The organism is Phenylobacterium sp. (assembly GCF_036963605.1).
In the GTDB taxonomy this organism is placed as follows: Bacteria; Pseudomonadota; Alphaproteobacteria; order Caulobacterales; family Caulobacteraceae; genus Phenylobacterium.
In genome coordinates this window covers 5,423-25,570 of record NZ_JBALUY010000048.1, presented here as the reverse complement: position 1 = coordinate 25,570, position 20,148 = coordinate 5,423, and the positions used below count along the sequence as shown (strand labels likewise).

The 20,148-nt window shown below is 70.2% G+C and carries 19 protein-coding genes; 6 read left to right on the top strand and 13 right to left on the bottom strand.

Annotation, left to right across the window (positions count from 1 at the left end; translation table 11 throughout):
• Positions 1-72: 72 nt before the first annotated feature.
• From V7702_RS10610 to V7702_RS10580, 7 genes are all read right to left on the bottom strand, one after another.
• Entirely contained in the window at positions 73-333 is a 261-nt protein-coding gene (locus tag V7702_RS10610) for a hypothetical protein (protein ID WP_335650082.1), read from the bottom strand.
• A 117-nt stretch (positions 334-450) separates the two neighbouring features.
• A complete protein-coding gene (locus V7702_RS10605; protein ID WP_300579263.1) occupies positions 451-678 on the bottom strand; it encodes a F0F1 ATP synthase subunit C in 228 nt (75 codons plus the stop codon).
• 58 nt (positions 679-736) lie between these two features.
• Positions 737-1,489, bottom strand: a complete 753-nt coding sequence (locus V7702_RS10600; RefSeq protein ID WP_335650081.1) for a F0F1 ATP synthase subunit A — start codon at positions 1,487-1,489, stop codon at positions 737-739.
• 3 nt (positions 1,490-1,492) lie between these two features.
• Entirely contained in the window at positions 1,493-1,894 is a 402-nt protein-coding gene (locus V7702_RS10595; RefSeq protein ID WP_304713903.1) for an AtpZ/AtpI family protein, read from the bottom strand.
• 169 nt (positions 1,895-2,063) lie between these two features.
• Positions 2,064-5,507 carry an AAA family ATPase gene (locus V7702_RS10590; protein WP_335650080.1) on the bottom strand — a complete coding sequence of 1,148 codons (3,444 nt, stop codon included), beginning with the start codon at positions 5,505-5,507 and terminating at the stop codon, positions 2,064-2,066.
• 22 nt (positions 5,508-5,529) lie between these two features.
• Complete coding sequence (locus V7702_RS10585; protein WP_335650079.1) at positions 5,530-6,147, bottom strand: DsbA family protein; 618 nt, start codon at positions 6,145-6,147, stop codon at positions 5,530-5,532.
• Between the two features lie 108 nt (positions 6,148-6,255).
• On the bottom strand, positions 6,256-6,807 hold the full coding sequence (locus V7702_RS10580) for a DUF721 domain-containing protein (protein WP_335650078.1): 552 nt from the start codon (positions 6,805-6,807) through the stop codon (positions 6,256-6,258).
• An 82-nt stretch (positions 6,808-6,889) separates the two neighbouring features.
• Here V7702_RS10580 and mutY point away from each other — a divergent pair, with 82 nt between their 5' ends.
• Positions 6,890-7,936 (top strand): A/G-specific adenine glycosylase, encoded by a 1,047-nt coding sequence (gene mutY, locus V7702_RS10575; protein WP_335650077.1) that lies wholly within the window; start codon positions 6,890-6,892, stop codon positions 7,934-7,936.
• A gap of 290 nt (positions 7,937-8,226) precedes the next feature.
• On the opposite strand, the gene V7702_RS10570 is transcribed toward mutY, so the two are convergent.
• On the bottom strand, positions 8,227-9,315 hold the full coding sequence (locus V7702_RS10570) for a site-specific DNA-methyltransferase (protein WP_335650076.1): 1,089 nt from the start codon (positions 9,313-9,315) through the stop codon (positions 8,227-8,229).
• A 132-nt stretch (positions 9,316-9,447) separates the two neighbouring features.
• Here V7702_RS10570 and V7702_RS10565 point away from each other — a divergent pair, with 132 nt between their 5' ends.
• Positions 9,448-10,461: an ion channel gene (locus V7702_RS10565; protein ID WP_335650075.1), complete on the top strand. Its 1,014-nt coding sequence runs from the start codon at positions 9,448-9,450 to the stop codon at positions 10,459-10,461.
• Here the strand turns inward: V7702_RS10565 and V7702_RS10560 are convergent.
• The 5 genes from V7702_RS10560 to ygfZ form a co-directional block, all read right to left on the bottom strand.
• Complete coding sequence (locus V7702_RS10560) at positions 10,458-11,054, bottom strand: helix-turn-helix transcriptional regulator (protein ID WP_335650074.1); 597 nt, start codon at positions 11,052-11,054, stop codon at positions 10,458-10,460. The genes V7702_RS10565 and V7702_RS10560 overlap by 4 nt on opposite strands.
• Positions 11,055-11,106: 52 nt before the next feature.
• Positions 11,107-12,885, bottom strand: coding sequence for an alpha/beta fold hydrolase (locus V7702_RS10555; RefSeq protein ID WP_335650073.1), 1,779 nt, complete (start codon positions 12,883-12,885; stop codon positions 11,107-11,109).
• A gap of 103 nt (positions 12,886-12,988) precedes the next feature.
• Positions 12,989-13,681: a ribonuclease HII gene (locus tag V7702_RS10550; protein WP_335650072.1), complete on the bottom strand. Its 693-nt coding sequence runs from the start codon at positions 13,679-13,681 to the stop codon at positions 12,989-12,991.
• A complete protein-coding gene (locus V7702_RS10545; protein WP_335650071.1) occupies positions 13,681-14,271 on the bottom strand; it encodes a DNA-3-methyladenine glycosylase I in 591 nt (196 codons plus the stop codon). The genes V7702_RS10550 and V7702_RS10545 overlap by 1 nt, the downstream gene beginning before the upstream one ends.
• A gap of 163 nt (positions 14,272-14,434) precedes the next feature.
• On the bottom strand, positions 14,435-15,259 hold the full coding sequence (gene ygfZ, locus V7702_RS10540) for a CAF17-like 4Fe-4S cluster assembly/insertion protein YgfZ (protein WP_335650070.1): 825 nt from the start codon (positions 15,257-15,259) through the stop codon (positions 14,435-14,437).
• 61 nt (positions 15,260-15,320) lie between these two features.
• Here ygfZ and V7702_RS10535 point away from each other — a divergent pair, with 61 nt between their 5' ends.
• The 4 genes from V7702_RS10535 to V7702_RS10520 form a co-directional block, all read left to right on the top strand.
• Complete coding sequence (locus V7702_RS10535) at positions 15,321-16,301, top strand: glycosyltransferase family 9 protein (protein WP_335650069.1); 981 nt, start codon at positions 15,321-15,323, stop codon at positions 16,299-16,301.
• Positions 16,294-17,628: a dihydroorotase gene (locus V7702_RS10530; RefSeq protein ID WP_335650068.1), complete on the top strand. Its 1,335-nt coding sequence runs from the start codon at positions 16,294-16,296 to the stop codon at positions 17,626-17,628. The genes V7702_RS10535 and V7702_RS10530 overlap by 8 nt, the downstream gene beginning before the upstream one ends.
• A 60-nt stretch (positions 17,629-17,688) precedes the next feature.
• Positions 17,689-19,461, top strand: a complete 1,773-nt coding sequence (locus V7702_RS10525) for a feruloyl-CoA synthase (protein ID WP_335650067.1) — start codon at positions 17,689-17,691, stop codon at positions 19,459-19,461.
• On the top strand, positions 19,461-20,148 hold a 688-nt coding region (locus tag V7702_RS10520; protein ID WP_335650066.1), incomplete at its 3' end, for a thiamine pyrophosphate-binding protein. The genes V7702_RS10525 and V7702_RS10520, both read left to right, overlap by 1 nt.

The window sequence follows — 20,148 nt, the reverse complement described above, 5'->3', positions numbered from 1 at the left end:
CCCGCGCTTCGCGTTGAACCAAACCAACCAGACCCTTGCCGCCGCGCGGTACAATCACGTCAATCGTGTCGGTCATGGGATCTTCGCCGCCCGCGCCTCGATGGCGCCGCCCACCCGGGGCAGGAACAGCTTGGACAGAATGACGTAGAGGATGACGAAAACGATCAGCAGCCAGAAGATCTGGCCCGGCCAGTAGCCGAACTCGAACTGGGGCAGGCCCGACGAGCTGTGCTCGGCGGCCACCTCGGCCTCGTACAGATCGTGCCTCAGGCTGGTCGGCGGGGTTTCGACGATGGCGCCGCCCGGCTCTAGCTCTGGTGAAGTCTGGGCCATCAAGGCGCTCCGTTGAGTCTTCGCAGGTCCGTGCGGTGGAAGAGGAACCCGAAAGGCGGGTCATGCGAAAGGCGGGCCGTGCGACAGCCCGCCCCCCCACGCACGGATAGTCTCGCCTTAGGCGGCGAACAGGATCAGCAGCGCGACCACGAAGGCGAAGATGCCGAGGGCTTCGGTCAGCGCCATGCCCAGGAAGAGCATCGGACGCTCGCCGGCCGAGGCCGACGGGTTGCGCAGGGCGCCGTTGAGGTATTGGCCGAACATGGTGCCGAGGCCGATACCGGCGCCGATCATGCCCAACATCGCCAGGCCAGCGCCGACGTATTTAGCAGCAAGGGGATCCATCGAGAGTGCTCCGTTTAAGCGATGGGGTCGGGAAACGGGGGTGAGGAGTCGGTCGTGATCAGTGGCTATGCAGGTTCACGACGTCGTTCAGATAGACGCAGGCCAGCACGGCGAAGACGAACGCCTGCAGGAACGCGACCATGAACTCGAGGGCGGTGATGGCCACGGTCCCGCTGAGCGTGACCAGGGCGCCGACGATCCCGAGCGCGCCCAGCGCGCCGAGGGAGACGACGAAGCCGCCGAAGACCTTCAGCACCACGTGGCCGCCCACCATGTTGCCGAACAGTCGAAGGGCCAGCGTCACCGGGCGGACCAGGAAGGAGATGATCTCGATCACCACAACCAGGGGAAGGACGAAGAACGGCACGCCCGACGGCACGAACAGCTTGAAGAAGCCCAGGCCGTTGCGGGCGAAGCCGACGGCGATCACCACCGCGATCACCAGGACGCCCAGGGTGGCGGTCACCGCCAGCTGCGAGGTCGAGGTGAAGAAATAGGGGACCATGCCCAGCAGGTTCATGGCCAGGATGAAGGCGAACAGGGTGAAGACGAAGGGGAAGTACCGCTTGCCTTCGTGACCGATGATCGAGTCGGTCAGGTTGTGGATCAGCTCATAGAGCATCTCGCCCACCGACTGCAGCCGGCCCGGCACCACGGCGGCCTTGGCCGAGGCCGCGGCGAAGAACAGGGTGACGCTGGCCGCGGCGATGATCATCCACAGGGCCGAATTGGTGATCGAGAGATCGAAGCCCGCAACAGGCGGAAGCTCGAGAACCTGCTGGATCTCGAACTGATGCATCGGATCAGCCACGCCTCAGTCCCTCTTGTTCTGGCCAGGCCCCGCGGGCCAGCCGTCGTCGTCATCTTCATCGTCGTCGAAGGGGACCGAGGAAACCGGTCCGGCCTTCGCCGCCGCCTGCGCGCTCATGCGTCCCGCAGACCGCGAGATCAAGAACATCGCCAGGGCGGTACCCACAAGCACGCCCAGGAGCAAGCCCCAGGGCGAGGTTCCAGCCCATTGATCGAAGAGCCAGCCTAGGCCGAGCCCCCCAAGAACACCCCCGATCAGTTCGGCCACCAGCTTGTAGCCGGAGCCGATCGCGCTCGTGTCGAACTTCCCCTTCTGGTCACGGGCCGCCCGTTGGGCGTTCACCGCATCCAGTTGTGCGTCGAGGCGTTTCAGCGCCTCATCGTGCGGATCGTTCGACTGCGACATGAGCGGATGACGCCTTCCCCGGGCGCGGGCGGCCTGCCGGCACCCCTGGTTCGATCGCGGCGGAACCTAAAGGGGCGGAGGTACAGCGTCAAGGCGCTGGCGCCCCAGTCTAATTGTTTGATTTCTCTTGCCTATCGACCTAGGCGCCACGATTCGACGTTCGGGGCGCCTATTCCGCAGCCAGGGCCTCGGCCTGGCGGAGGTCCACCGACACCAGTTGCGACACCCCGCGCTCGGCCATGGTGACCCCAAACAGCCGGTCCATGCGGGCCATGGTCACCGGATTGTGGGTGATGGTGATGAACCGCGTCTCGGTGCGGCGGCGCATTTCATCCAGCATGTTGCAGAAGCGGTCCACATTGGCGTCGTCCAGCGGGGCGTCCACCTCGTCTAGCACGCAGATCGGCGCCGGATTGGCCAGGAAGACGGCGAAGATCAGGGCCGCCGCCGTCAGGGCCTGCTCGCCGCCGCTCATCAGGCTCATGGTCGCCATCCGCTTGCCCGGCGGGCAGGCATAGATTTCGAGGCCCGCCTCCAGGGGATCGTCGGACTCCACCAGGCGCAGCTCGGCCTGACCGCCCTCGAACAGGGTCTCGAACAGGGTCTTGAAGTGGGCGTGGATCACTTCGAAGGCGGCCAGCAGCCGCTCGCGCCCCTCGCCGTTCAGCTCATCGATCCCCTGGCGCAGGCGGGCGATGGCGCCGGTCAGGTCGGCGCGCTCGGTCTGCATGGTCTCAAGCCGCGCTGCGCTTTCCCGCGCCTCGTCCTCGGCCCGCAGGTTCACCGCGCCAATGGAGTCCCGCTGACGCTCCAGATTGTAGAGGTGCGATTCCATGCCGCCGGCGTCGGCGGGGATGGCGACGGCCTCATCGGCCAGCAGGCGGGCGAGTTCCGCTGGCTCGACCCGGGCGGTTTCGCGGATTTGCTCGGTGATCTCGGTTAGGCGCTGGACGGCGGCCTCGCGGTGAGCGTCCAGGGCGGCGCGGGCTTCGCGGGCCTGGGCGGCGGCGGCATCGGCGGCGCGCAGCGCCTTTTCGGCCTCTGAGCGGGTCGATTCGGCGCGCAGCATGGCGTCACGGGCCTGGGCGCGGCGGGTCTCGGCGGCGGCGAAGGCGTCGAGCAGGGCGATGCGGCGGGACTCCAGCGCCTTGGGCGCCTCGCGGGCGGCGTCCAGGGCGGCGAGGCTGCGGGCGCGATCAGTCTCCAGCGTCTCCAGGCGCCGGCCGGCGGTGTCGGCGCGGCGCGCCCAATCGTCGCGCTCCTTGACCAGGGTGGCTAGGCGCCGGGCGCGGCCTTCCCGCTCGCGGGTCTCCACATCCAGCGTAGAGCGGGCGGCGGCGGCGGCCTCCCGGGCGGGATCGGCTGCCGCGCGAGCCTTGGCCAGGGCGGCGGCCAGGTCGCCGTCTGCGCTCGCCACGCTCACCTCGGCGAGGACGGCGGCGTGGTGGGCTTCAGCCTCGGCCAGCTCGGCTTCGAAGCGGCCGATCATGTCGTCCAGGGACTGGGCCTGGGCCTCGCGTCGGGCGCCCTCCCGCTCGAGGCGCTCCAGGGCGGAGCGCGCTTGGCCCAGCCGCTGCTCACAGGCTGGGGGCTCCCGCCGCGCCGCCTTCTGGGCGGCTTCAGCTTCGGCCTGGGCCTGCCGCGCGGCGGCCAGGGCCTCGCGGGCGGCTTGGGCGGCGGGGGCGAGGGCCTCGATCTCGGCCTCCACTTCGGCCAGGCGGGTCTTCTGCTCCAGGCGGACGGCCGCCGGCTTCTTGGCCTCGGCCCGGGCGGTGAAACCGTCCCAGCGCCACAGGTCGCCCTCGCGGGACACCAGCCGGCAGCCCGGTGAGATCTGCCTGGCCAGCGCCTCGCCCGCCTCCCGGGACACCAGGGCCACAAAGGCCAGGCGGGCTGTGAGCTGCGGTGGGGCCTTCACGTGGTCGCCCAAGGGACTGGCGCCGGCCGGCCAGATCGGGGGCGTGGCCTCAGCCCCGCCCCAGTGGGCCGGCGCCTTGGGGTCGAGGGCGGCTTCCAGGTCATCGCCCAAGGCCGCAGCCAGGGCCATCTCATAGCCCCGCTCCGGCGCGATGGCGTCCAGGGCCGGCGCAAAGCCGCCGCGCAGCTGGGGGGCGACGATCTGGGCCAGGGCGCGGGCCTCGGCGGTCAGCCGGGCGATCACCTCGTCCTGCTTGCGGGCTGCCTCGTGGGCTTCGGCCTCTGCGCGCGCCGCCTGGGCGTGGGTTTCCTCAGCGGCCTCCAGTTGAGCGCGGGCGGCGGCCAGCGCGGCAAGGGCGGCGTCGAACTGGGCCTTAGCCTCGATGACGGCGGGATCCTGCGCCGGACCCAGGGCGGCCCGTTCGCCGCGGGCCTGATCCAGGGTGCGACGGGTCCGGGCGACCCGGGACTCCGCCTCGCTGATCCGGGCGGCGGCGGCGCGGGCCTGGGCCTCCTGGGCGGCCAGGGCGGCGGCCAGGCGCTCGACCTCGGCGTCGGCGGCGGCGCGGGCGGTCTCCGCCTCGGCCAGGGCCGCCTGCAGTTCGGGCAAGCGCTCGGGCGCCTGGGCCACGGCGGCCTCCAGGCTCTCCACATCATCGACCAGACGGGCCAGGGCGGCCTGGGCGTCTTCGACCATCTGGCTTTCACGGCCGCGGTCGGCGTCGATGCGGGCGATCTCCGCCTCGCCGCGGGCGACCTCGGCGGCCAGGGCCTCGTCCTCGCGCTCGATGCGATCCTTGTCGATGGCGAGCTTGCCCAGCACGGCGGCGGCCACGGCCTCGGCCTCGCGCAGGGGCGCCAGCGCCGCCTCGGCGGTCGCAGCCTCCGTTGTGGCTGTGGCGGCGGCCCGGGCGGTGGCCTCCACGGCGCGGGCGGCCTCGCCGGCCTCGGCCTGCAAGCGCTCTGCGGCCTGGCGCGCCTCGGTCCAGCGGGCGTACAGCAAGGCCGACTGTAGCGCGCGGATCTCGGCCGACAGGCGCTTGTAGCGCTCCGCCTGCCGGGCCTCGCGGCGCAGGCGGTTGAGCCCGCCCTCCAGTTCCTGGGCCACGTCGTCCAGCCGGGCGAGATTGGTCTCGGCCGCCCGCAGGCGCAGCTCGGCCTCATGTCGGCGGGAATGCAGGCCCGAGACGCCGGCCGCCTCCTCCAGGATCAGCCGCCGGTTCTGCGGCTTGGCTGCGATCAGCTCGGAGATCTGCCCCTGGCGCACCAGGGCCGGGGAGTTGGAGCCGGTCGAGGCGTCGGCGAACAGCAGCTGGACGTCCCGGGCGCGGACCTCCTTGCCGTTGATGCGGTAGGTGGAGCCCGATCCCCGGTCGATCCGGCGCACCACCTCCAGCACCGGGTGGTCGTTATAGGCGGCCGGCGCCTGGTGGTCGGAATTGTCGATGGTCAGGGTGACGTCGGCATGGTTGCGGGACGGGCGCTTGCCCGACCCCGCAAAGATCACGTCATCCATGCCGCCGGCCCGCATGGCCTTGGCGGAATTGGCCCCCATGACCCAGCGCAGGGCTTCCAGCAGGTTCGACTTGCCGCAGCCGTTCGGCCCGACAATGCCCGTCAGCCCTGGCTCGATCCGAAACTCTGTCGGATCGACGAAGGACTTGAAGCCGGTGAGCCGAAGCCGCTGGAAGCGCACGGGCGCCTGGGTCCCTCGGCCGCTACTTCTGGGCCGCGGCGATGGCGGCGTCGAGCTCTTCGATGCTCATCTCGCCCTCCTTCACCACCTTGCCATTGATGGCGAAGGTCGGGGTGGCGGTGATGCGCGCCTCGCGCTGCGTCTTGTCGATCCGCGCGTTCAGCTCCCGCAGGCCCTCCTCGTCGGAGATGCAGGCCTGGAACTCCTCTTCGCTCAGACCCGCCGACTGGCCGATACGCAGCAGGGTGCCGCGGACGTCGCCGGTGGTGAACATCTGCTGCTGGCTGTGGAAGATGGAGTCGATGACGTTGAAATACTTGTCCTCGCCGGCGCAGCGGGCCAGCAGGAAGCCGGCGGCGGCCACCTCGGCCGGCGGGGTCAGGAATTCCTTGAATGTGTAGTGGACCTTGCCGGTGTCGATGTACTTCGCCTTCAGCTCCGGGAAGACTTCGTTGTTGAAGGTCGCGCAGTGGACGCAGCTCAGCGAGGCGTACTCCGTCATCTTCACCGGCGCATTGGGATCGCCCAGGGTCATGTCGCCCTCGGCGGACCCGGCGGAGGAGGCGCCCGAGCAGGCGCCCAGGGCGACCAGCGTCGCGGCGGCGGCGGCCATCAGAAGGCGGCGGCTGAGGTTCGGCATTTTGGGTCGGCCCTTCGTTCTCAAGTCCGGATCGTTAAGTTAAGCGCGATTCCCTGCGCTCGGCCCATGCGGCTTTTCGCAGGCAGGAACGGCGCGATGGCGGCAATGTCAACGTCGCGTGGCGCCGCGCAGCACGCCACGACCCAAGGCCAACAATGCGGCTTTCAGTGGGCCGTCCGGCGCCTGGGCCAGGCTTTCGCTGAGTTCAGCTTCCTGGGCGGCGTCCAGCGGGGCGGGGCGTCGCTTGGGCGTCTGGGCCGGCGTCGGAGCCAGCGGGCGCAGAGGACCCTGCACGATCCGCAGCCGCTCGACGGCGCCGGAGCCCAGGAACAGGTTCACCCGCGAAAGGATTTCCGGCGCCTGATGCTGGATCAGGGCCGCCGCCGGACCGGCCACGCGGATCTCCAGGGCGGCGCCCGCGCCATTGCGACCCTTGACCAGCTTCACCGGCTCTGTGCGCCGGGCGATCTGTTCGCCGACGATCTCCCGCCAGCGGGCCTGAAGGGCGCCGGGACCCTGCCCGAACCTGGCGTCCAGGTCGCGGATCAGCTTGTTGAGGGCGCGGCCGGCCGGCGGCGGCGGCCGCGGCGCGGGACGCGAGCGGCGGTGCGCCAGGATCTGGCGAGTCTCTTCCAGGTCGGGCAGGGGGCGGCGGGCCATCAGGACGCCAGGATACACCCGAACGCCGCCAAGGTGAGAGTCCCCCTGCCCAAGTCTGCTGCGAACGCCTAAGTCTGCCGGCGTGAACCCCGAAGCCCTCCGCGCCGCCCTGCTGTCCTGGTACGACGGACATGCCCGCGACCTGCCCTGGCGCACCGGGCCGGCGCAGGGGCGTTCGGGCCTGAGGTCCGACCCCTACCGGGTCTGGCTGTCGGAGGTGATGCTGCAGCAGACCACGGTGCCGCACGCGGCGCCCTATTTCTTGAAGTTCACCGCCCGCTGGCCCACCGTGTCCGACCTGGCCGCTGCGCCGGACGACGAGGTGATGGCCGCCTGGGCGGGGCTTGGCTACTACGCCCGGGCCCGCAATCTGCTGGCCTGCGCCAGGGCAGTGGCCGACGATCATGGCGGGGTGTTTCCCGACACCGAGGCGGCCTTACGCGCCCTGCCGGGGCTTGGCCCCTATACGGCCGCGGCGGTGGCGGCGATCGCCTTTGATGAAGCGACCAATGTGGTGGACGGCAATGTCGAGCGGGTGATGGCGCGGCTGTTCGCCGTCGAGACACCCCTGCCGGCCGCCAAGCCGGAACTGAAGTCGCTGGCCGCCGCCCTGGTGCGCGAGGATCGTCCTGGCGACTGGGCCCAGGCGCTGATGGACCTGGGCGCCACGGTGTGCCGGCCCAAGTCGCCGCTCTGCGACCGCTGTCCCCTGACCGGCGCCTGCGCAGGGCTGGCTGCCGGCGCGCCCGAGACCTATCCCCGCAAGACCGCCAAGGCGGTCCGCCCCCATCGCCATGGGGTGGCCTACATCCTGACCCGCGGCGACAAGGTCGCCCTGGTGCGCCGGCCGCCCAGGGGCCTGCTGGGCGGGATGCTCGGCCTGCCCACCAGCGACTGGCGCGAAACGCCCTGGTCAGACGCCGAGGCGCGGGCTCAGGCGCCGGCTGAGGCCGACTGGCGGAGCGCCGGCGAGATCGACCACGTTTTCACCCACTTCTCCCTGACCCTGCGGCTGCTGCGGGCGGCGGGGGAGGCTGAAGGCTTCATCTGGACGGCGAGGCGCGATCTCGACGCCCTACCGAGCGTCTTTCTGAAAGCCGCCCGGGCAGGACTGTCGAACCTGCTGTAGGGCCGCCTCGCCCACCGCCCCCTCCACCGTCATCCTGGGCCCTGTGCCCAGGATCCCTCGTGACGCTTGCGCCCGCCCTCGACAGGGATGCTCGGCACAAGGCCGAGCATGACGGTGATGGTGGTAGGGGTGAGTGTGGGCGTGACCGCTGCCGACCCTAGGGCCACGCCTCTCCCTACAGCCGTCATGGTCGGGCTTGACCCGACCATCCATGCACACCGGGCCGGCCGGGGTGTTCATGGACCCTCCGGTCAAGCCGGAGGGTGACGGACGAGAGGAGGGTTTATCCTCTAAGCCGCCACCGCCGGGACTTCCTTGCGCATCTTGATCCGCAGGACGTCGATGGGGGCCAGGCCCGCGTCGGTCTTGAAGTGCCAATAGGTCCAGCCGTTGCAGGCCGGCGCCGACTGCACCATGGCGCCGACCTTGTGGATCGAGCCGGTCATCTCGCCCACCGCCAGGCTGCCGTCGGCGCGGACCCGGGCGGCCCGTTCGCCCTTGGGGCAATAGAGCACGTCGCCCGGACGAAGCAGGCCCGCCTCGACGATCTGGCCGAAGGGCACACGGGGCTCCGAACGCTTGGAGCCGGTCACCTGGACGTCTTCGGGCGAGACCGGGATCACCTTGGAGATGCGGGTCTTGGCCACGGCGACATAGTCGTCCTCGCGCTCCAGGCCGATGAAGCGCCGGCCCAGCCGCTTGGCGGCCGCGCCGGTGGTGCCGGTGCCGAAGAAGGGGTCGAGGATCAGGTCGCCGGGCCTGGTCGAGGCCAGGATCAGCCGGTGAAGCAGGGCTTCCGGCTTTTGCGTCGGATGGGCCTTGGAGCCACTGGCGTCCTTGATCCGCTCCTCGCCGGTGCACAGGGGGAAGGTCCAGTCCGAGCGCATCTGCAGCTCGTCATTGGCCATTTTCATGGCGTCGTAATTGAAGGTGTAGCGCCGGCCGCCGCGGGACTTGGCCGCCCAGATCAGGGTTTCGTGGGCATTGGTGAAGCGGGTGCCCTTGAAGTTGGGCATGGGGTTGGTCTTGCGCCACACCACGTCGTTCAGGATCCAGAAGCCCAGGTCCTGCAGCGTCGCGCCGACGCGGAAGATGTTGTGATAGCTGCCGATCACCCACAGGGCGCCGTCGTCCTTCAGCACCCGGCGGCATTCCGCCATCCAGGCCTTGGTGAAGGCGTCATAGGCCGCGAAGCTCTCGAACTGATCCCAGTCGTCGTCGACGGCGTCGACCTTGGAATTGTCCGGCCGCAGCAGGTCGCCGCCCAGCTGCAGATTGTAGGGCGGATCGGCGAAGACCAGGTCCACCGACCCCGTCGGAAGCTTCTTCAGCTCCTCGATGCAATCGCCCTGGATGATGGTTTCGGCGGGAAAGTTCATGGACGCCCCTCGGATCTACAGAAGGGAATCTTCCCCCATCGTGGTGAAGGGGCCGTTTCGAAACGTGGTGAACGAGGGGTTAAGCCGGCAGACCCTCTGGAGCCGCGGAGGGTTCGGCTGCGTTGGGGCAGGATGAGCTCCGCCCTGCTGCTGCTCCTCGGGAGCGGCCTCCTCCTACTGACCGCCTGCGATGTCTTCATCACCACCCTGACCCTGCGGGGCGGCGGGCCGGTGGTGGGCGCGGCCACGCACCTGGGCTGGAGCGGCCTGCTGGCCGTTCACCGGCGGGGACCCTGGCATGGCCTGCTGAGCCTGGGCGGGGGGCTGGCCGTGGCGCTCAGTCTGAGCCTCTGGGTGATCCTGCTGGCCGTCGGCTGGGGGATGATCTTCGCAGGGCTACCGGACGCTGTGGTCGACGGATCGACCGGGGCGCCGGCCGACCTGGCCTCACGCCTCTATTTCGCGGGCTTCAATCTTTTCACCCTCGGGCTAGGCGACTTCCGGCCCTCAGGGCCGCTGGCCCAGGCCCTCACCGTCGCGGCTTCGGCCAGCGGGCTTCTCGGCATCACCCTGACCATCACCTATCTGGGGCCGGTGGTGTCCGGCGGCGTCAGCCGCCGGGCGCTGGCCGGCGAGATCAGCCTGCTGGGTGTGACGCCCCGCGAGATCATCGCCGCTGGCCTCGACCAGGGGGCTGGGCCCTTCGCCAGCCGGCTGCAGGGCCTTGGCCCTGCCATACTGGAGATGGCCGAGAAGCACCTCGCCTATCCGGTTCTTGACTACTTCCATTCTCCGGACCCGCGACTGGCGCTGCCTCTGCGCCTGGCGGGACTCTATGAGGCCCTCCTGGTGCTCGCTTGCGGCAGGGATGACCACACCAAGGTCGTGCGCGACTACCAGGCGGTGCTGGAGGCGATCGAAATCTACGTTCGGCGTCTGGGACCGCATGCGGCGGGGGGGAAGGGCGTCGCCGAACCGTCGGCCCCCGATCTTGACGGCCTGACCGTCGATCATGAGAGGGTGCGCGCGGGGCGAAACGCCGCCGCCCCTACGCGGCGCAGGCTGCGCGCCATGGTGGAGCGCGACGGATGGACTTGGGGCGATGTGACGGGCGACCCCGCTGACGGCCCCGTGCCGCGCGCCTAGCCGCCCGCCAGGGCCGCCAGCTGCGCCAGGGTGCGCGCGAGCTCGCTCTGGCGGCGCAGGCCGAGCTTGTCGAAGATGGCGCGGAGCTGGTTGCGGGCCGTGTTGACGGAGATGTCCAGGTCGCGCCCGCACTCAGCCAGGGTCAGGCCAACCTGTAGCTTCAGCGCCAGACGGGTCTCCGCCGGGGTCAGACCGAAGCTGCGCATCAGGGCGTTGGCCAAAGCCTCGGTTCGGGCGGGCGGCGGCAGGACCAGGGCATAGCTGTCGCCGCCGCCTGACAGCAGCGCGAAGAGCGGCCCACCGGCGTCGGCGTCGAACCGGACGATGACTTCGCCCAGGCGGTCCTGGCGCAGGCGTTGTCGCGCCGCCGCCAGGGCCTCTGCGCAGGCGGCGTCGCGGAAGGCCAGGCGGTCCCCCTCGATGGCGCCCAGCATGACGCCAAACTGGGCGACGCCTGCAGGATTGCCGCCCAGGACCCGATCGCCGCAATCAACCACAAGCATCGCGCCGCTGGTCTGGGTCGGCGTCGGCGCCAGGGCCCAGGCGGTCGAGACGGGCGTGTGGGGCCAGGCGGTCAGGGTCTGGTGCGTCATGATGGCCGACGATGTGGCCGGCGCGGCTTTCCCGGAATCCCCGGTTGGGGGGTCAAACGAGGTCCGCCACCACGCCTGCGACCATCTCGGGATGCGAGGCATGGATCAGGCGGCCGGCCTCGGGAACCCGGATCACGCGATGGCCGGGCAGGGCCTCGTCCCACACCTCGTCGCCCTCACCTGGCAGGTAGAGGACGTCCTGCTCACCGAGAAGCCGCGTCCAGGCGCGACCGTCCGTCGCCGCCTGCGGACGCCAGCCCACATAGGCGCTCTGCTCCTGAATGAAGCCCCAGGGGGTGGCCAGGGCAGCCAGACGCGCCGAGGCCACATAGTCGGCGAGAATGCGTGGATCCTCCAGGGCGGCGAGGTCGGACGGGCTCGCCTTGACCGCCTCTCGCAGGATTCCGGCCATGGACTTTGGGCTAGCCCGTCGCACCAGGAAGGCGGCGATGGGTTCGATCAGCTGCGGCTGGGCGGAGATCATCCGCTTGGCCATGTTCATCAGACCATCCCATCGGGTGTCGACCTCATAGGGCCGGAAGGGATTGAGCAGGACGCCGCCAGTGAACAGGTGCGGATAGGTCTCGGCGAAGCGCAGCGCGGCGGCCTCGCCGCCCCGGCAGAGCAGCCGCACCGGCTTCAGTTTCAGCGCCTCGACCACCAGGGCCATGTCGGCGGCGGCGCGGGCCACAGCGGCTTCAGCTTCGCCCTGGGGAGGATCGGTCAGGCCAAAGCCCGGCCGCTCGATGGCGATGGGGCGCAGGCCGCGGCGTTGCAGCGCCTTGATCAGGCCCCGGTCGATCAGGCTGCCCGTAAGGGCGCTATGCATCAGGAAGGTTGGCGCGCCGCTGGCCGGTCCATAGTCTGACAGGGCGACCCGGCCGCCGGCTTTGGGACGGCCCAGCAGGCGCAGGGGCCGCAGTTCGTCGGCCTGGGCGGCATGGGCCAGGTTGTCGGCGCCGGCCACCGCCAGGAGGACAGAGGCCTGGACGGCCACTTCGCTAAGGGCGCCGGCGGTGCGGACGCCAAGGGTCTCGAACAGCCGCTTGAGCTCGGCCTTCACCACGTGTTCGCTGATCTGCAGGGTGGCTGCGATCTCCGGCCGGGTCAGCCCCAGGGCCACCAGCCGGCACACGGCCGCCTGCCGCAGCGTTAGACCAAGGGCAGGCGCGAGCAGACCGATCTCCGCCAGGTCGAATTCCCCTACGCCAGCGGCCATGTGCAGCCGGCGGACCAGATCGGCCTGGCGGCGGGCGCCGGCCTTGCGCAGCGCCGCGGCGATCGCCTCGCGGGCGGTCTCATAGGCGACGCCCGCCGTCCAGGCGGCCGCTCTCAGATTGTCGTTCCCCAGCAGGGCTGAAACCACCCGGGTTTCCAGGGAGGTCAGGCGCCAGCCCTCGCAGGCCCGCCGGATCAGGCTGGGATGGGCGAAGGGATGGTAGGCGAGGGCGACCCACTGCGCCCCGCCTGCTGCGGCGGCGACGGCCGGCGACAGGGGCCAGCTCCGAGCGACCAGAGGCGCGGCGATCAGCAGGACCGCAACCGAGCCATCCTTGCAGACCTTCGCCACGAGGCGATAGGCCCCGAGGGCCGGGGCGGCCTCCAGCCCCGGATCAGGCCCGAAGGTCTCCACGAAGGCGGGGTCGGCCACAAGGAGGCGACCAGAGCCGGAAAAGGCCGCGCTGGCCAGGGCCTGGGCGGGTAGGGACAGGGGCGCCCCCGCCGCCGGCGCATCTTCCGACACGCGGGCGATCGAGGCCAGAAGGCTCTCAGCCCCCGGCTCGCCGGTTGCGGGTCCCGCCGCCAGCGTACGCTTTTTCCCTGGCTGCATGACCGCGGCCAAGCCCCTGTTCACGCCAACACGTCCCGGCTGTCATTCGCGGCGGACGAAGCCTGAAGGTCAAGAGCCGTCGATCGGCGAACCCGGGTCGCGATCAGTCCTGCAGGCCTTCGGTCCCAGAAACGGTGAGATCGCCTGCGATCTTCTCGCCCCTAAGCACCTTCTGCACCGGCGCCCAGCTGGCGCGGTGGATCTCGCAGGGACCCAGGCGCTCCAGGGCGTCGATATGGACCGGCGCGCCATAGCCCTTGTGGCCGGCGAAGCCGTAGCCGGGATAGCGTTCGTCCATCTCGATCATCAGCCGGTCCCGGGCGACCTTGGCCAGGATCGAGGCCGCGGCGATGGACAAGGACTTGCCGTCGCCGCCGATCACCGTCTTGACCGGGCAGGGCAGCTTGAATGGATAGTTGCCGTCCACCAGGGCGAAGACCGGCGTCACAGCCAGGGCCTCTATGGCCCGGCACATGGCCAGGCCCGCGGCATGCAGGATGTTGAGCTCGCTGATCTCGTCCACCGAGGCGAAGCCGACGCCCCAGGCGATGGCCGAAGCCTTGATCTCGATCTCCAGACCTTCGCGGGCCTTTGCGGTCAGCTTCTTGGAATCGTTCAGGCCGGCGGGCACGCGGGCGGGATCGAGGATCACCGCGCCAGCGCTGACTGGTCCAGCCCAGGGGCCGCGGCCGGCCTCGTCCACGCCGCAGACGGGCGCGGGGCAGGCGGTCTCCAGCAGCAGATCCGGAACAACGAGCCGGGGGGCGGGGAGCAGGGGGGCGGGCTTGCGGGCCATCAGGCGCTCATAGCTGCGACTTGGTCGTGACGGAAGCAGCAGGTGAGGTGATCATTGACCATGCCTACGGCCTGCATGAAGGCATAGACGATCACCGGGCCGACGAATTTGTAGCCCTGGGCCTTCAGGCCCTTGGACACCTCGACCGCCAGGGGCGTCTGGGCCGGGACCTGGCCGATCTCGCTCCAGCGGTTCTGGATCGGCTTTCCGTCGGTGAAGGCCCACAGGAAGCTCGACAGGTCCTGGCCCTTGTCACGCATGTCCAGATAGATGCGCGCGCTTGCAATGGCCGCGTCGATCTTGGCGTTGGAGCGCACGATGCCGGCGTTCTCCATCAGCCGGGCGCGGTCGGCCTCGCCGAAGCGGGCGACGATCTCGGGATCGAAGCCGGCGAAGGCCTCGCGGAAGGCCTCGCGCTTGCGCAGGATGGTGATCCAGGCGAGCCCGGCCTGGAAGCCGTCGAGCACCAGCTTCTCCCAGAGCGCCCGGGCGTCATACTCCGGCACGCCCCAGTCGGTGTCGTGATAGGCCTCGTACAGCGGGTCCCCCGCCATGCCGCGCCACCCGCATCGAATCAGCTCGCTGCTCATGGACCAAGTCTCGCCGCGGCCTTCGGGGGTCGCAAGTGTGGGCGCGGTCCCCTTCACGCCAAACACTCCTTTCCGTCATGGTCGGGCTTGACCCGACCATCCATAAACACCGGCGAACGGCTGTGGGCATGGACCCTCGGGTCAAGCCCGAGGGTGACGGAAACTACTGTGTGAGCGCCTGTTCGAACCAGTCCGGCCGCACCACGCGGACCGGCCGCCCGTCCACGGTCAGCTCTACGCGGTCTATGCGGTCAAGACGCAGGGAGGCCATCGCCAGGCCTTTGGCGCCGCTCAGCACCTGGCCGGCCCGCAACTCGCCGGCCAGCACTTCCGCGCCGGGCGCAGGCGGTGCGCCCTCAAAACCGATCGGCAGGAACCGGGTCTTCACCGTGCCGCGCCGCTTCATGCGCGAGGTGGTCTCCTGGCCGACGAAACAACCCTTCTTGAAGTCGATCCCGTTCAGCAGGTCGAAGTTCGCCTCGATGGGATAGGTCTGCTCGATCCCCCAGTCGGCAAGCCCCGGCACGCCCAGGAAACGGGCGAAGGCCGTGTAGTCGGCCTCCTCGCACTTGGCCGCGCGCTGCGGGGCAGACAGGCCATAACCCCGCCAGCCCAGGTCCGGCAGCCGCGGATCGGGCAGCCAGCCTTCGCCGGGGGTCTCGTCATCGCCGAACAGCACCGCGACCTCGGCCTCGCTGGGCGCGATCGTCACCTTGGCGCGCAGGCGATAGATCATCAGCCGCTGCAGGATGGCGTCGCGATGCTCGGCGGCCACATCCAGCCAGCAGCCGTCCTCGCGGCCGATCACGAACAGGTCGTAGAGTACCTTGCCCTGGGGGGTCAGCAGGGCGCCGAAGCGGATCTCGCCCACCGCTAGGGTTTCGACATTCTGGCTGATGAGATTGTGCAGGAAATCCCGCCACTCCGCCCCCCCCAGGGCGATCACGGCGCGGCTCTTGAGGGGCGCGTAGCTCAGGGTCTGGACCATGGTAGGGCACTTAAGGTCGCGGCGCCTCGCGCGCCAGCCAGAGGCCCTCTATAACCGGCCGATGACGCAAGGGTCCTTTCCCATTCTGTTCATCACCGCCACCCGGATCGGGGATGCGGTGCTGTCCTCAGGCCTGCTGGCCAAGCTGCGCCAAGAGATTCCCAACGCCCGCTTCACCATTGTCGCCGGGCCGGCGGCCGCGCCGCTGTTTGCGGACACGCCGGGTCTGGACGAGGTGATCGTCTTCCGGAAGGCGCGCAATGGCGGCCACTGGCTGGCCCTGTGGAACAAGGTCCGCCACCGGCGCTGGGGCCTGGTGGTCGATCTGCGCGGCTCGGCCATGGCCAGCTTCGTGCGCACCAGGCGCCGGGCGATCTTCCGCCGCCAGCCGGGCGCGCCGGTCCACAAGGTGATCGAGGCCGCCCGCCTGCTGAAGCTGGAGGACGAGCCGCCGGCCCCGCACCTCTTCACCAGCCCGGAGACCGAGGCCGCCGCCGCCGCCCTGACCCGGGGCGAGGGACCGATCCTGGCCCTGGCGCCGGCCGCCAACTGGGTCGGCAAGACCTGGCCGCTTGAGCGGTTCGCGCAACTCGCCATCCGCCTGCTCGGCCAGGGCGGCGCCCTGCATGGGGCGCGGCTGATGGTCCTCGGGTCCCCGGACGATATGGGCGTCGTGGCGTCCCTGCGACACGTGGCGCCCAGCCACAAGTTCATCAACCTGGTGGGCAAGACCGACCTGCTGACCAGCTATGCGGCGCTCCGGCACGCCCGGCTGTTCGTCGGCAACGACTCGGGCCTGATGCACATGGCTGCGGCGGCCGGCGCTCCGACGCTCGGCCTGTTCGGTCCCTCGGACGACACCCTCTACGCCCCCTGGGGGCCGCATACGCGCGTGGTGCGCGGCGCCCGAACCTTCGACCACATCCGCCAGCAGGACCCGGAGCTCAACCAGAGCTTCTGTCACATGATGGATCTCAGCGTCGACACGGTGGCGCGGGCGGCCTACGACCTGCTGGCGCAGACGGAGACGAGCCATGGCTGAGACCTATGACCTGATCGTCCATGGGGGCGAGGTGGTGAACCACGACGGCCGCGGGGCCGCCGACATCGGCGTGCGCGGCGGCAAGATCGTCGCTATCGGCGATCTCGCCCAGGCCTCGGCGGCAGAGCGATTCAATGCGGCGGGGCTCCACGTCCTGCCCGGGGTCATCGACACCCAGGTCCACTTCCGAGAGCCGGGGCTGGAGTGGAAGGAAGACCTGGAAAGCGGCTCGCGCGGGGCGGTGCTGGGCGGCGTGGTCGCCGTCTTCGAGATGCCCAATACCGAGCCCACCACCACCGACGCCGATGCGCTCGCCGACAAGCTGGCCCGCGCCAAGGGCCGGATGCATTGCGACCACGCCTTCTACGTCGGCGGCACCCACGAGAATGCGAGCTTTCTGGGCGAGCTGGAACGCCTGCCCGGCTGCTGCGGCATCAAGGTCTTCATGGGCGCCTCCACCGGCACCCTGCTGGTGCAGGACGATGAGGGCGTCGAGCAGGTGCTGCGCCATGTGAACCGCCGCGCGGCCTTCCACTCCGAGGACGAGTATCGCCTGGCTGATCGCCGGGGCTTGGCCCGCACCGGCGACTGGACCAGCCACCCGGAGGTGCGCGACGCCCAGGCCGCCATCGAGTCCACCGAACGCCTGCTGCGCATCGCCCGCAAGCTTGGCAAGCGTATCCACGTCCTGCACGTGACCACCGCTGAAGAGGTGGAAATCCTGGCCCGTCACAAGGACGTGGCCAGCGTCGAGATGACCCCCCAGCACCTGACCCTGGAAGGCCCCGAGGCCTATGAGCGGCTGAAGGGCTTCGCCCAGATGAACCCGCCGATCCGCGAGGCTCGTCACCGGGCGGGCCTCTGGCGCGGTCTGGCGGCCGGCGTCACCGACGTGATCGGCTCCGACCATGCCCCCCACACCCGCGAGGAGAAGGCCAGGCCCTATCCGGCCTCGCCCTCGGGCATGCCCGGCGTCCAGACCCTGGTGCCCATCATGCTGACCCATGTGGCGGAGGGCCGTCTGTCCATCGAGCGTTTCGTGGACCTGACCAGCCACGGAGCCAACCGGCTGTTTGGCCTGGCCGACAAGGGCCGGCTGGCGGTGGGCTACGACGCTGACCTGACCATTGTCGATCTGAAGGCCCGGCGGACCATCACCCACGAGGCCATGGCCAACCGCGCCGGCTGGACGCCTTTCGACGGGATGGAGGCCAAGGGCTGGCCCATGGCCACCATCATCCGCGGCCGGGTCGTCATGCGCGACGACGAGGTGGTGGCCGAAGGGACCGGCGAGCCTGTGCGTTTCGCCGAGACCCTGGCGAGCTGAGCGGCCGCCACAGGCTACGCCCCCCTTTTCAGGCGCCGCCACCCGCGTCCATAAAGTCATATGGACGCAGAGCTTCGCATCGAGACGGCCCCCTTCCGCGATCCGCGCTATGCGGCCAAGCGACTGGAGGTCGAGCGCCGGGCCGATGGGACGTTGGTGCTCGCCAATCCCACGCCATTTTCGCAGGCGTTCCAGACGCCCCATGAGGCCCTGGCCTATTGGGCCGAGGCGGCCCCTGACCGGGTGTGGCTGGCCGAACGCGCGGGCGAGGGGTGGCGGACGCTGACCTATGGCGAGGCCTGGCATGCGGTGACGCATCTGGCCGGAGGACTGGTGGCCCGCGGCCTGACCGGGCCGAGGCCGATCCTCATCCTGGCGCACAACGGCATCGACCATGCGCTGCTGATGTATGCGGCCATGAGCCAGGGGACGCCCGTGGCGCCGGTTTCGCCGCAGTACGGCCTGGCCGGCGCGAACCTGGCGCGGCTGACCCATGCCTGTGAAGTGTTGCATCCGGCCGCGGTGTTCACCGAGGACGCCGAACGCTTCGCCACCGGCCTGTCGGCAGAGGTTTTGGCCGGCCTGCCAGTGATCGCCGCCAGCCATGGCCGGCCGGGCCACATCGCGCTCGCCGAGCTCTACGGCCAGGCGGCGGCGCCCAGCGCGCATCCGGACCACCACGCCAAATATCTGCTGACCTCGGGGTCCACTGGCCTGCCCAAGGCGGTGATCATCACCCAGCAGGCGCTCGCCCTGAACTCGGCCCAGATCACCGCCTGTTTCGACGATGACGAGCCGCCGGTGATCGTCAATTCCGCCCCCTGGAGCCACAGCCTGGGCGCCAACTCCATCCTGCACATGTGCGCCACCCGCGGTGGGACGCTCCATATCGACGCCGGCCAACCCACGGCGGCGCGGTTCGCCGAGACGGTGCGCAACCTCACCGAGATTTCGCCCACCTATCACAACATGGTCCCGGCCGGCTGGATGCTGCTGGTGGACGAACTGGAGAAGGACGAGGCCCTGGCGCGGTCCTTCTTCGCCCGGCTGCGGCTGATGCAGTATGGCGGCGCGAGCCTCGGCCAGGACGTCAGCGACCGCATCCAGGCCGTCGCTGTGCGCACGGTGGGCGAGCGGATCAGCTTCGCCAGCGGCTATGGCGCCACCGAGACCGGCCCCACCGCGTGCAACGTCCACTGGCCCAATGACCGCATGGGCCTGATCGGCCTGCCTATCCCCGGCACGGCGGTGAAGCTTGTTCCGGTCGCCGGCAAGCTGGAGTTCCGGGTCAAGGGGCCGCAGGTGGCGCCTGGCTATCTGGGGCGTCCGGAACTGTCGGCCCAGTCCTTCGACGAGGACGGCTTCTACATCCTCGGCGACGCCGCCAGGCTGGTGGATCCGGACCGACCCGAGGCGGGCCTGGCCTTCGACGGGCGCATCTCGGAGAATTTCAAGCTGGCCAGCGGCACCTTCGTCGCCGTGGGCGAGGTGCGGATTGCGGCCCTCTCAGCCATCGGCGGCGCGGTCACCGACGCTGTGGTCTGCGGCGAAGGGCAGGCGTCCCTGGGCCTGATGTTCTATCCTGACCCCCGCCGGCCCCGCGATGAGGTGGAGGTCGCCGTCCAGGCGGGGCTCGCCGCCTACAACGCCGAGGCCCGCGGCGGCGGCCGGATCGCCCGCGCCCTGGTCCTGCCCGATGGTCCCGATGGCGCTTCCGGCGAGATCACCGACAAGGGCTATATCGCCCAGACCCTGGCCAGAACCCGCCGCGCAGACGCGCTGTCGCGCCTCTTCGCCGATCCCCCGCCCCCCGAAGTGATGGTGTTTGACTGATGAACGGCGCCGACGCCCTGATCGAGACCCTGTTGGCCAATGAGGTCGACGCCTGTTTCGCCAATCCCGGCACCAGCGAGATGCAGTTCGTCGCCGCCCTGGACCGGCAGCCGACTATGCGCCCGGTGCTCTGCCTGTTTGAGGGCGTAGCCACCGGCGCCGCCGACGGGTTCGGGCGGATGGCTGATCGGCCAGCCTGCACCCTGCTGCATCTGGGGCCGGGCTATGGCAACGGCCTGGCCAATCTGCACAACGCCAGGCGCGCCTATACGCCTTTGGTCAATGTAGTCGGCGACCACGCCACCTATCATCGCCAGTACGATGCGCCGCTGAACTCCGACATTCCGACCATCGTCGGCCCGAACTCCCTGTGGGTGAAGTCGGCCGACAGCGCCGATGATGTGGCCGGCCTGGCGGCCGAGGCGGTCGCGGCCAGCTTTGGCCCGCCCGGCGGCCCGGTCAGCCTGATCCTGCCGGCCGACTCCGCCTGGACCGAAACCAAGGCCGGCGCGGTGAGGGCGAAGAAGCCTGAACGTCCCGCCCCGTCCGGCGAGGCCGTGGAGGCCGCCGCCCGGGCGATCCGCGCAGCCAAGAAACCGGTCCTGCTGATCGGCGGCCAGGCCTGCCGCGCCGAAGCCATGGTCCAGGCCGCGCGGCTTGCGGCCCACGGGGTGCGGGTCCTGGCCG

Bases quoted from the DNA above. Each gene is read 5' to 3' on its own strand.
- V7702_RS10610 (WP_335650082.1), bottom strand. From the start codon at position 333: ATGGCCCAGACTTCACCAGAGCTAGAGCCGGGCGGCGCCATCGTCGAA.
- V7702_RS10545 (WP_335650071.1), bottom strand. From the start codon at position 14,271: ATGAGCAGCGAGCTGATTCGATGCGGGTGGCGCGGCATGGCGGGGGAC.
- V7702_RS10535 (WP_335650069.1), top strand. From the start codon at position 15,321: ATGACGCAAGGGTCCTTTCCCATTCTGTTCATCACCGCCACCCGGATC.
- V7702_RS10555 (WP_335650073.1), bottom strand. From the start codon at position 12,885: ATGCAGCCAGGGAAAAAGCGTACGCTGGCGGCGGGACCCGCAACCGGC.
- V7702_RS10570 (WP_335650076.1), bottom strand. From the start codon at position 9,315: ATGAACTTTCCCGCCGAAACCATCATCCAGGGCGATTGCATCGAGGAG.
- V7702_RS10560 (WP_335650074.1), bottom strand. From the start codon at position 11,054: ATGACGCACCAGACCCTGACCGCCTGGCCCCACACGCCCGTCTCGACC.
- V7702_RS10595 (WP_304713903.1), bottom strand. From the start codon at position 1,894: ATGTCGCAGTCGAACGATCCGCACGATGAGGCGCTGAAACGCCTCGAC.
- V7702_RS10530 (WP_335650068.1), top strand. From the start codon at position 16,294: ATGGCTGAGACCTATGACCTGATCGTCCATGGGGGCGAGGTGGTGAAC.
- V7702_RS10565 (WP_335650075.1), top strand. From the start codon at position 9,448: ATGAGCTCCGCCCTGCTGCTGCTCCTCGGGAGCGGCCTCCTCCTACTG.
- ygfZ (WP_335650070.1), bottom strand. From the start codon at position 15,259: ATGGTCCAGACCCTGAGCTACGCGCCCCTCAAGAGCCGCGCCGTGATC.
- V7702_RS10525 (WP_335650067.1), top strand. From the start codon at position 17,689: ATGGACGCAGAGCTTCGCATCGAGACGGCCCCCTTCCGCGATCCGCGC.
- V7702_RS10580 (WP_335650078.1), bottom strand. From the start codon at position 6,807: ATGGCCCGCCGCCCCCTGCCCGACCTGGAAGAGACTCGCCAGATCCTG.
- V7702_RS10605 (WP_300579263.1), bottom strand. From the start codon at position 678: ATGGATCCCCTTGCTGCTAAATACGTCGGCGCTGGCCTGGCGATGTTG.
- V7702_RS10550 (WP_335650072.1), bottom strand. From the start codon at position 13,681: ATGGCCCGCAAGCCCGCCCCCCTGCTCCCCGCCCCCCGGCTCGTTGTT.
- V7702_RS10585 (WP_335650079.1), bottom strand. From the start codon at position 6,147: ATGCCGAACCTCAGCCGCCGCCTTCTGATGGCCGCCGCCGCCGCGACG.